Here is a 12518-nt window from a genome sequence, read left to right as displayed (position 1 = left end):
GCTGCAAGTTCAGCGATCGTCGCGTTTCTCATAAGCCGGCGCGCGTCGACCTTGAGGCCAGACTTGTTCATGCGGGCGACAATCCGGTAAAGCTGGAGGCTATCGGCACCGAGGTCAAAGAAGGCATCGTCGACGCCGACATTATCCATTCCGAGCACATCTTTCCAGATACCGGCGATCAGGCGTTCAAGATCGGTGCCGGGCTGGCGGCCAGAGCGGGCGTCAGGGGCGAGCGAGGATGCTGACGGTTCGATATTGGCGAGCGCCTTGCGGTCGAGCTTGCCGCTGGCATTGAGGGGCAGCGCATCGAGTTGTTTCCAGTCGGTCGGCACCATGTAGGGCGACAGACGTGCGGCGGCGTGTTTCGCAACCGCATCGAAGTCCGCATTCGCCGCTTTGCTGACGATGAACCCGATCAGGCGGGAGCCATCATCTATTCGCTGAAGTGAGACCGCAGCATCGGCCACCCCCGGCGCTTGCCTTAGCGTCGTTTCAATCTCTTCTAGTTCGATCCGGTATCCGCGATGCTTGATCTGGTGATCGCTGCGGCCGAGCAGCTGGATCGAGCCATCTGCCAGGCGCCGGGCGATGTCGCCGGTCTTGTAGAAGCGCTGGCGCTCTGCGCCTTCGATGGCGAACGTGCGAAAGGCGCCGTCCGTGAGATCCGGGCGCTTGAAATACCCCTTGGCGAGGCCTTTGCCGCCGATCCAGAGATCGCCGCTGACCCCTGTCGGCACAAGCCTGAGGTCTTCATTCAGAATGTGAAGGCTCGTATTTGCGAGCGGCGCGCCGATCACGATGGGCCCATCCGTGACGCGCGCGGCAGACGACCAGATCGTGGTTTCCGTCGGTCCGTAAACGTTCCAGACCTCAGCCCCTGTCGCCAGGAGCTGGTCTGCCAGGTCGCGGGGCAGGGCCTCTCCGCCGGCAAGAAGACGCATGTCCGCGCCCTCTTCAAATCCGGCCTCCAGCAGCAGCCGCCAGAGAGAGGGCGTCGCCTGCAGGAATTTCGGTTTCTCCTCCCGGATCTGGTCAATGAGCCCGCTGCCGGACCGCACATCCGCCTGGCTGGAAATGAAGACCTCTCCGCCTGCCACAAGCGGCATGAACAGTTCGAGGACGGAGATATCGAACGAGAATGTCGTGACAGCTATCAGCTTGTCGCGCGCCGCAAAGCCGGTCGTCTCTGCCATCGATAGCAAGAGATTGGTGAGCGCCGCATGAGGGATTTCAACGCCCTTCGGAACCCCGGTCGAGCCGGAGGTGAACATGACATAAGCGGTGTCGTTTTCGCCCACTTCGGGCAAGGCGGCGGACGTTTCTGCCGGCGCCTCCATAAGGTCTCCAACGATCAGCAGGCGATGCCCGCTATCCTTGACGGTCTTGGCGCTCTCCTTGTCTGTGATGACACCGGTAATATCGGCGTTCTCAAGGATGAGCCTGATCCGGGCTTCCGGCATGTTGGTATCGATTGGGACATAGGCGCAGCCGGCTTTCCAGACGCCGAGCATCGCGGCCACGGTGCTGGCGCGCCGGTCCATGGCGATCGCCAGGCGGCTATTACGTTTGACACCTGCCTGCAAAAGGCGATGGGCGATATTTGAAGAGCGCGCGTCGAGATCGCCATAGGACAGGCGCGTCTGATCATCGGCAACGGCGGCAGCCGTCGGTGTTTTGCTCGCCTGCTGTGCAATCCTCAACGGTGTCGATTGTGACAGATCATAGTCGATCTGCGTGCGGTTGAGGTCATCGCGCAGATACCTGACCTCCTCCTCGGTGAGCAATGCGATATCGTCGATCGGCTGCTGCGGCGACGTCGCAATGGCGTCGAGAAGGTGTTCGTAGTGGGCAAGCCAGCGATTGATCGTCGCTTCATCGAACAGCGCCGTTGAATAGATCGCATCAATTCGCAGCTCATCGGCAGACTCGGCGACATTCATGAAGATGTCGAAATTGATGAAGGCTTTCGGATTGGGGGAAAATCGGCTTTTCACGCCGTCGATCTCAAACGCGCCATCGACACGCTCATAATTGAACTGGAGCGTTGTGAGCGGCATCCGGTTCAGGGACCTTTTGATATCGAGATCCCTCAGAAGCGAGCCGAATGTATAGCTTTGATAATCGCTCGCCTTGAACAGCTGTTCGCGAACCGCCTGCATGTGATCGGCGAAGCTGGAGGCGCCGGTGAAAGGCACGCGCTGGGGCAGGAAGTTGACGCAATGGCCGACAAGCGCGCCATCCTCGACAAGCGACTGGCCCGCCATCGGTGTACCGATCACCACATCATTCTCGCCGGCAAGCTTGCCGAACAGGACTTGCGCGCCGCCGAACAGGGCAGAAAAAAGCGAGCAGTTCTGGGCGGCGGCCATCTTCTTCAGCCGGCTTAGCAGCGCGCTATCGATCCGGCGGGTCGCGGTTGCGCCGGCGAATGACCGGACATCCGGCCTCGGCCTGTCACCAGGCAGTTCCAGCGTCGGGGCAGGCGTCTGATAGAGGCTGGTCCAGAAAGAGCGGGCCTCTTCATCGGCGCCCGCATTGGCAAGACCGCGCGCATAGCCAAGATAGCTGAGCGCTGGAGCAAGCTCTGGCGCGCGTCCTTCGACCTCGGCCGCGTAGAATTCTTCAAACTCACGGAGCAGCGTATTCATCGACCAGCCGTCGCAGATCATGTGGTGCGCCGAGAAGACGACCGCGTGACGCTCCGGCCCAAGCTGCACGAGCTTGATGCGCGCAAGCGGGGCCCGCGTGAGGTCGAACGAGGTGTTCATCTCCGACTGCGCCAGAGCTTTCAGATCAGCTTCCGCATCCTGCCGGCCGGTAAGGTCGACAGGCTCGATGGGGATCTGGGTCGCCGGGTCGACAATCATGTCCTCGCCGGTCACCGAGAAATGTGCGCGCAGGGCGTCGTGGCGGGCAATGAGCGCTTCGAGGGCATGCTCGGCGGCCGGCCGGTTGAGCGGACCGAAGAGGTCGAGCGTAAAAGACTCGTTGAAGGTGAGGGAGGCCTCGTCGCCCAATTGGGCCACAAGCCACAGCTCCCTCTGCGGCTCTGTCAGGGGCGCTCTATCAGGGGCAGCATGGGTCTGGGCTGCGGCGGGCACGGTCTCTGTCGGGGCAGGTGTGGCCGGCGTTTCGGCCTGTCCGGCAGTGTCTGTTGAAATCGACGCGGCATTCAGAATGGCGAGTTGCTTGTCGATGACAGCCTGCATTGCGGCGAGCTGGTCGCGGAATATCGCCTGGACGTCGCCGCTGCCGAGGTCTGCCCGAGCTGGCGCTTCGACGCTTGCGGCGGGCACGACCGGGGCGGCAGTTTGCGCAGGCGCGGACACCTCAGCGGTGCGAACTGGCAGGGCGGAGTCCGGCATCTCGGCTTCTATGAAAGCGATCAGCGAGGAGACTTCCGGATAATCGGACATGATCTGGCGGAAGGTGATATTGATCTGGAAGGTGCGGCGGACCTTCTGCGCGACCTGCCCCATGAGAAGCGAGTCGTAGCCAAGGTCCCAGAATGTCGTGGCCGGATCAGACAGGTCGGGTTCGTCCCCCGACAGGCCGGCGAGGATATTTACAAGCTCGGACCGGGCATAGGTTGACCGGTCCAGACTGGCCGGTTGCGCAAGCTCTTCTTTCGGGTCGCTCGAGATCGTGAGCTCAGCCTGAGGGATTTGGACCGCCATGCGCCCGGCAGGGGCCGGAGCCTCGATCCAGTGGCTTTCCGGTTCGAAGGAATAGGGCGGCAGTGATATTCGCTGGCCGCCGGCCGCGCCAAAGCCGTCCCAATCGGTGAGCGCGCCGCACGTCCACAGCTTGCCCGCTGCTTCGAAAAAGGTCCTGACTTCGGTGTCGCGATTGGCGAAGTCCGGCATTGACTGGACGACGGCTTCTGCGGCGTCTTTCTCAAGCCCCTGTCTGGCGAAGGTGCTGAGCGCGCGGCCCGGACCGACTTCGAGCAAGACGGGTTTCATGCCGTCTACGAGGGTCGCCAGCGCGTCGCGGAAACGGACGGTTTCGCGGCAATGGGCGGCCCAGTACGCGCCGCTTACCGGCTCTTCCGGGTCGGCCCACTGGCCTGTAACAGAGGAGACATAGGGGATTTGCGGCGCGGCGAAGTCTATCTCTCCGGCCACTTTCGCAAGATCGGCGACGACACCATCCATCATGGATGAGTGGAAGGCGTGGGACGTGTGCAGCTTGCGGTGCCCGATGTCCTTTTGATCGAGAATGCCCTGGAACGCATCGATGGCGGCGTCGGGGCCGGCGACCACGCAAAGCTCGGCGGCATTGATGGCGGCGAGATCAACATCTGGCGTCAGCAGAGCGCGGACGGCATCTTCGCCAGCGCGTACAGCCAGCATCGAGCCCGGTTCGGCCGCCTGCATCAGGGCGCCGCGCCGCGCGATGAGTTTCAGCCCGTCTTCAAACGAAATGGCTTCGGCAAGGGCTGCGGCCACGAGTTCGCCGACACTGTGGCCGACCATGGCGTTTGGGGAGATGCCGCGCGACATCCAGAGTTTCGCCAGGGCAAACTGCGTCAGGAATAGTGCTGGCTGGGCGTAGATGGTGGACCGAATGGGACAGTCGACCTCATCGTGCGAATTGTCGATCAGGAGCATGTCCCGGATATCGAGGTCCAGCTCCGTTTTGAGCAGCTCGGCGCCGCGGTCGATCCAGTCGCGGTAGACAGGCTCTGCCGCATAAAGATCGCGGCCCATACCCGGATATTGCGCGCCCTGGCCGGGGAACATGAAGACGATGGGCGGCTTTGCAGCCGGGCTGCTGGCCGTCGAGCTTGGCTTGGCAAGCAGGGGCATCGCTTCATCTGGCGTATTTGCGACGATGAAGGTGCGCCTGTCGAAGGGACGCCGGCCGCTCTGAAGCGTATGGCCGACATCGCTCAACCGTATGCCCGGACTTTTGGCGAGGTAATCGGCAAGCCGGGCCTTCATCCGTGCAAGGGCCGCATCTGACCGCGCGGAAATCGGCAGGATGACCGGGCGGGCGCTGTCTTGCTGGTCCGCAACCGGGCGTTCGGGCGCTTCTTCAAGAGCGACATGAACATTGGTGCCACCAACCCCGAAGGAGCTGACCCCGGCGCGCCGCGGCGTCTCTGCGGCCTCCCAGGCGCGCGCTTCGGTATTGAAGTAGAAGGGCGTCGGATCCGGGTCGACCGCGCGATTGGGCGCGGTAAAATGATTTAGCGGTGGCAGCGTGCGGTTTTTCAGGGCGAGCGCCGCTGACATCAGGCCGGTCACCCCGGCGGCCGCATCAAGGTGGCCGACATTCGCTTTGACGGAGCCGAGCGCGCAATGCTGCAAGGATGGATCGGCGGCGAATGCCTTCATCAGCCCGGCAAATTCGATCGGATCCCCGAGCGGCGTCGCTGTGCCATGCGCCTCGATATAGCCGACTGTCGCCGGGTCGATACCGCTGCTTTCATAGGCATCCATGATGGCGCGGGCCTGGCCCTCGACGCTCGGGGCCGTGAAGCCGACCTTGTCTGAGCCATCATTATTGATGCCGACCCCGCGGATAACCGCATAGACCGGATCCCCATCCGCGATGGCATCATCGAGGCGTTTGAGCAGAACGACCCCGGCGCCGCACCCAAAGACCGTTCCGGTGGCCTCGCTGTCGAAGGGCCGGCAAACGCCGTCAGACGAGCCCATGCCGCCTTCTTCATAGAAATAGCCGCGCTTCTGCGGAAAGGTGATGGAGGATCCGCCGGCGAGCGCCATGTCGCACCGGCCGGTCTGCAGGCTCTGAACCGCTTCGCCGATCGCCGTGAGCGAGGTCGAGCAGGCCGTCTGGAGAGAGAGGGCAGGGCCCTTGAGATTGAGCTTGTAGGCTGTGCGCGTCGCAACAAAATCAGCTGCGCCCATCAGGGTCTGATATTCGCCAATCTGGAACTGACTGGTCAGTTCGTCGATGACGCTCCTGTCGCGCAGAATGTGCTTCAGGAAATAGGTGTTCATCGAGGTCCCGGCATAGACGCCAACCCGCACGTCGAGGCGCAGCGGATCATAGCCTGCATCTTCGAACGCCTCCCAGGCGATTTCGAGAAACAGGCGCTGTTGCGGATCTGTCAGCTGGGCTTCGCGCGCCAGCATGCCAAAAAAGCCGGCGTCGAAATGGTCAGGATTGTCCAGGATCGGCCGAGCTTTCACATAAGCCGGATCGCGGTGAATAGCCTCTTCGAACGTGTCTTCCAGCTCCTCGTCGCTGAAGTGGGTGACACAGTCCCGCTTGGCGAGAATATTCTGCCAGAGCTCGGCGGGGGAATCGGCTTTCGGAAAGCGCCCGGCCATCCCGATGATTGCGATGGGCGCATTGCTGTCTGGCGTACGGCGCCGGGCGGTCAGGCGCGGTGCGCTTTCCGGGTCGTTGGCGCGGCCCTCCACGTGAGCCTGGAGCGATTGAAGTGTGGTGTGCTCGAACAGGGTGGTCAGCGGAAGGCCGGAGGCAATATCGCGATCGATAATCGCATGGATCTTCATCAGCTCCATCGACCGCAGGCCGAGGTCGAAAAAGCTGGTTTGGCGGTCGACGGGGCTGGTGCCGATGAAGGCGGCAAATATGGCTTCGAGTGACGTCGCAAGATCGTCGGATTCCGACATCCTGATGAGCTGCTGGCCGTTATCGTTCAGACGGTCCATCAGGGCCTTGCGATCAAGCTTGCCGGCCGGCGTGAGGGGAAAGACCGGCAGGGCCTTGAGGTCCGACGGGATCATGTGCTCTGGCAGCGCTTGTCTTATGGCGTCATTCAGGCGCTCGACAAAGCCGGCGCCAATGCCTGCTTTCGCCGTGACGAAGGCCGCAATGCGCTTGGCGTCGCCCCGGTCGTGGACGGCCACCATCGCATCGCCAACGCCGGGAAGAGACCGGATGATGTGTTCGATCTCGTCAAGCTCGACGCGCTTGCCCGATATCTTGATCTGGCGATCATTGCGCCCGATGAACTCGAACGTGCCATCGGGCCTGCGCCGGGCAAGGTCGCCCGTCCGATAGAGCAGGCGGCCGGGACGGGCCTCATCCTCTATGAATTTTTCTGCGGTAAGATCCGGCCGGTTGAGGTAGCCGAGCGCTACGCCATCCCCGCCGGTCACCAGTTCGCCGGGCTTTCCGTCAGGCACGGGGTTCAGGTCCTGATCGACAATCTGCACGGTCGTGAAATTGATCGGTTGCCCAATCGGAAGCGGTTCTGCCGGATTGATGTCCTCGCGCGTGTCGGGAAGCCGGTAGCAGGTGGTGCAAACCGTGTTTTCCGTTGGCCCATAGGCATTTATGACAAGAAGATCGGGGTAGGCTTCGACAAGACGCGTGGCATGTGTTGGCGACATCACATCACCGCCAACCATGACCTGTGTCAGCCCCTCGAAGGCCGAAATACTGTAATCGATCAGGGCGTGGAACAAGCCGGTTGTGAAAGAGGCATAGTTCGCGCCCATCCGTTCGATCGCGTCGGCAATTTCGTTGAGGGCCGGGCGCGGATTATCGACGATGCAGAGGCATCCCCCGTTCAGCAGGGCGCTCCAGATCTCCACAGTGCTGCCGTCGAAGGCCAGCGGCGAGAGTTGCAGATTGCGAAGCTGCGGGCTGAAATCGATGAAATCCTGGCCGCGCACCAAGCGCACGATGCCGCGATGAGGGACGATGACGCCTTTGGGCCGACCGGTCGAGCCGGACGTGTACATGACATAGGCTGGTGCATCGTGGGACACATTCCGGGTCCGCGCGGCGCGCCGTTGCTCTGCACCTGACACGATTTCGCACAGGCTGACCGCGCCGGAGATTGGCGCATCGCCGGGCGGGAAGGCGTCGGGATCTGCGATAATCAGCCGAGGGCTACAGTCAGACAGGGCAAAGTCGAGATGGCTGCGCGGATAGGTCGGGTCGAGCGGCACATAGACGGCGCCAAGCTTGAGAATGGCAAGGTAAAGGGCAATCGAATAGCGGCCGCGCTGAACGAGCAATGCGCAATGATCACCGCGTTTGAGGCCTCGCGCGGCAAGCTCGGCTGCCAGTTTTCCGCTGAGTTGACGAAGCTCGCTATAGCTCAAACAGCCAAGCGAATCCTCAATCGCAGGGGCACTTGAGAATTCCTGAGCGACCTTGTCGAACAGCGAAATCACGCTTTCAGTCGGCGCGCCCTCTCTCGATTTCCCCTCGGCATTTTCCATCTGATCTGCGTCTCAATTTCCGCCCAACGAGAAGTTTAATAAATCACATTTCGTGCCATGTGGATGGGCTGCGTGCGGAATGCAGGCAAAAACGGGCCAAGAACGGGCGAGCCATGCGCCGATCCCAGGCCGAGAGCGTCAGGATGGAGAGACGATAGCCGACCCACATAGCTGGACATGCACAGCATCCGGCGATGCGGTCCCGGCGTTTCGATACATATGGTTCAGGCGCGGTTATTCGGCTTGAGAACCCAGTGCCGCTTCAATCGTGGCCCAGTCGACGACCTTGAAGTTCTGGTCGACTTCCGGGTCCGGATTGGCGTCGTCCTGGACGATGAGGACGCCGCGCGGGAAGCCCGGCAGAGCAGCCGACGACACGTCCAGGCCGTCTGTGTGGCTTACGGCGTCAACGCTGCCATCCTCGCTCTCAGTCACGGTAAAGACGCCGCGCGGGGCATGCGGGGCGGCGCGGTCGTAGACGACGAACCGGTCTGCCGCCTGCGCAGAGGCGACCAGATATCCGTCCGTGTCTTCCCCGACCCAAAGCGAGAGGCCTTCCACATCCGCGACGAGCCCATTGCCGGCTGCGATCGTATCGACGATTTCCGGCTGGCTGTCCGGGTCCCGAAGATCAAGCTTCCAGATGCCGTGCTCTTCCTCGCCGATGAAGACGAGGCCCGCGCCATCATCGACAACGCAGCCTTCCAGCTGTTTCGGGCCGAACTGGCCGACCTGGACTCTGCGGATGAGGTCTGCAGAGGGCGCATCATACGTGCCCGACGTCTTCCAGATCTGGATGGAGCCATCCTTGTAGGTCGGGATGGCGAGAATATCCTCGCCCATCCTGCCCATGCAGATGCCGTACGGCTCGTCCTTCCCGGTCGGGCTGTCGAACCAGTGCGAGACGATCTGCGTCGAGGGCGGCATCGCAAACCATGAGATCGCGTTGAATTCGTCATTCGATGCAACGGCAATATTGCCGCGGACATCGACATTGTTCAGGCGGCCGACATCAAGGAACTGGGTCTCGGCGCCATCGAGATCGTAGACGTGCAGGCCTTCTTCCTTGTTGGTGCCGAGGATCAGGCTCTTGGAGACGTCGTCCGGATTGACCCAGAGGGCCGGATCGTCGGCGCGGTCGCCCATGCCCGTCATCGGGTCGGTCTCGAACGATGCGGCGACCGGAATGGCTGCGATACCGTCATCGACCCAGACATCATCGGTTTCACAGGCTGTCAGCGTGAGGGCGGAAGCGGCGGCGAGGGCAAGGGCGAGGTGTTTCATGGGAGTGATCCTGTCAGAGAGACTACGGGCCGGATACGATAATCGCACCGGCCCGCGCAATGGAAGTTTGAGCCGGACTTAGTAGGTCAGGCGCGCGCCGAACACGACGGTGGTGCCGAATTCGTCGTATTGCGAAAGGCGGCGCTCGCTGCCGAAATAATAATATTCCGGCTCATCAGTGAGGTTCTTGCCTTCGAGATAGACCTGGATGTGGTCGTTGACCGAATATTTGGCAGAGGCCTCGACGAGGGTCCGGTTGTCGGTGGTCCGGTCAAGATTCGGGTCAACCAGCTCGTCGAGATAGTCGTCCCGGAAGTTGGCCGAGACGCGCAAATCCCAGGGCCCCTTGTCATAGCCGATCGCGACGTTCCAGATCGTGTCCGACTGTTTGAGGAAAGGCACATCGCGGCCATCCGGAAGCGTTGCTTCACTGTCGGTGATCGTCAGATTGCCGGACAGAAGGAAGCCGTCCAGGGCGGGGGTGAGATCGCCGAGGCTTTGGACATAGTTGAACTCGATGCCCATGATCTCGCTGGAGCCGACATTGATAAAGGTCGAAACCTCCTCGATCTCGCCGCCATCGGTGTCATCGCCGTTCAGGAATTCTGCCGGAATGCCGGAGAGATCGACACTGCCGGGCACATCGGCGGTATCGAAGGTCGCCGGGAAGATGGCGTTGGAGATGTCCTTGTAGAAGACGCCGGCCGAAATCACCGAAAGCTTGGTCGGATAGAATTCGATCCCGAGATCGAAATTGTTAGCTTCGAGCGGATCAAGATCCGGATTGCCGATCTCGGCTTCATCGCGGTCGTCATTGATGAAGATGAAGGGGGCCATCTCACCGAAGGCCGGGCGGACAACGGCGGCATAATAAGCGGCGCGGCCGATAAGCTTGTCGGTGAACTCATACTTGGCGTTCACGCTTGGCAGGACATTTGTGTAGTCATTGCTGAAGCGTGTGGTGGTGGCGGTCAGCTCGTCTTCGAGCACGACGCGGCCCTCAAGATCGACATCGGACTGCTCGACGCGCACACCGGCGACGAGCGTCAACTGGCCGATATCGAACGTCCCCATGCCGTAGCCGGCGAGAATCTGCTCATTGATCTCGTAGTCTTCGCCATTGGAATCGAAGAAGCTGCCTTCAACGTCGAGATCGTCCGGGCTGAAAGTGCCGCGCAGCTGGCGGGTGAGACCCGGATCCGGCCAGGTCGGCTGAGGATTGCCGAGACGCCAGCCGGAGATGAAGTTGTTGCGGGCAAAGTCAGCCAGATTGATCGAGTCGTCTTCGTAGATGAGGAGGTCGATATCGCGGATTTTCTCTCTGTCGCGATATTTCAGACCGGCTTTCCACGTGACCGGCATGTCGCCGACGAGCGAGTCCTTGGCGACATTGAACTTTGCGGCCCATTCAGTGTCTTCATTGACCGCAAACTCGCGCTCGAAAGAATCGAGATTGTAGTTCGCCGGATCATAGATGCCGTCAATCAGCGCCCCGCCGGAGAAGACCGGGGTTTCCGGATTGGAATAGTCGAACGTCACATCTTCCGGGAAGGCATCCTGAATGTCTTCAAACCGGAATGTCACATCGTGATTGTCGCTGTCATCCTCTTCGGCATAGGCGTAGGAGACTTCATAATCGGTCTGCAAGTCGCCCCATTGGGTTTCACCGCCCAGTGCAACCGTCTGGATGGTCCGCACTTCTCGGCGCACGCGCACTTCGGCGTCCATTTCGTTCAGTCCGAAGACGGCGCTCGTTTCGTTTATGGTGCCATCCTCGGCATCGTCCAGATCGCGAAATTCGAGCTTGTTGCGAACTTCGTCGTCTTCGTAATTGTTCAGGAGCGTGCGCAGGTAGAGATCGGTGTTTTCGCTTACCCGCCAGTCAAAGTTTGCGACGAGGCCGAGGCGTTCGCGGTTCAGGCCGTACCAGCGGTTTTCGAAATCATCATTCGGGTAGTAAAATGGCGAGACGTCCTCGTCCAAGCCCCATTCGCCCATCTCATTATTGTGCGCCTCGATGCGCAGATCCTGATAGTTGACCGACAGGGCGACACCCAGCGTGTCATTGAACGTGTCTGAATAGGTGAGCGTCGCCTTTGGCGAGACCTCTTCATTGATCTCATTATAGGCGCCTTCGATCTTGGCGCGGATGAAGCGGCCGTCGCGGTCGAAAGCGGAGATGGTTTTCAGATTGATCACACCGCCCAGAGAGTCGGCGTCGACATCCGGCGTCAGGGATTTCTGGACTTCGATCCCGTCCAGCAGGTCTGACGGCACGCCGTCGAGCAGAACGCCGCGGCGGTCTTCGGGGGAAGGGGTGCGCACGCCATTGATGGATGCGGCGATGAGGTCTGTGTTGATCCCGCGGATCGAGACATAGCGGCCTTCGCCCTGGTCGGTCTCGATGGACAGGCCCGGCACGCGGGCCAGCGAGTCGGCCACCGTCGTGTCCGGGAAGTTGCCGAGGCCGTCTGAATCGATGACGTTGATGATCGCATTCGAGGCGCGCTGCTGGTTGATCGCGCCGGCCTGCGCGGCGGCAGAGCCGACCACCAGGATGCTGTCGAGGTAGCGGCTGTCTGCGCCAAGGCGGAAATCGGCCGTAGCGGTGCCGGAAATGATGACGGTCTCGCTGACGGGATCGGCGCCGATATAGGAGACGGTGACTGCGTATTCGCCGGCCGGAATGTCCGAGAAGCGATAGTCGCCAAAGCGGCCTGTATTCGTCGACCGGTCGAGGCCTTCAATGGTGACGCGGGCGCCTTCAAGGGCTCCCTCTCCGCTGCCGTCTGTCACCGTTCCCTGCAGGACGTCTGCGGCTGCGACATGCGCAAAACCGAGGCTGATCGCGCTGACCGCAGCCAGCTTGCCGAGTTTGAAGTTCATCTGAGTTTACCCCTCATTAAGACAGAGAGGCGGCTATCAGCGTTCAATGACTGTTCGGCGACGGTTTCGTTTCAGTTCCGCGACAGAAAGGTTCCAGTTTTGTGACGGGGATTCCGGGTCACACAGCTATTGTCCGGCGCAGCAGGAAATCGGAGGCGGCCGGCGAGCGGT

The 12518-nt window shown here is 61.3% G+C and carries 3 protein-coding genes; all 3 read right to left on the bottom strand.

The genetic code is table 11. From position 1 onward, the window contains the following. Positions 1 to 8177: amino acid adenylation domain-containing protein (locus WA989_RS17895; RefSeq protein WP_424341828.1), on the bottom strand; the 8177-nt coding region annotated here is incomplete at its 3' end. Positions 8178 to 8411: 234 nt separating this feature from the next. Beyond that, a complete protein-coding gene (locus tag WA989_RS17890) occupies positions 8412 to 9461 on the bottom strand; it encodes a phytase (protein WP_424341827.1) in 1050 nt (349 codons plus the stop codon). Positions 9462 to 9539: 78 nt separating this feature from the next. Continuing rightward, complete coding sequence (locus WA989_RS17885) at positions 9540 to 12347, bottom strand: TonB-dependent receptor (protein ID WP_424341826.1); 2808 nt, start codon at positions 12345 to 12347, stop codon at positions 9540 to 9542. Positions 12348 to 12518: the final 171 nt, after the last annotated feature.

Source organism: Henriciella sp. (assembly GCF_049649345.1).
Classification (GTDB): domain Bacteria; phylum Pseudomonadota; class Alphaproteobacteria; order Caulobacterales; family Hyphomonadaceae; genus Henriciella.
Note: the sequence above shows the minus strand (reverse complement) of the source record. Positions and strands in the feature narration are given on the sequence as shown.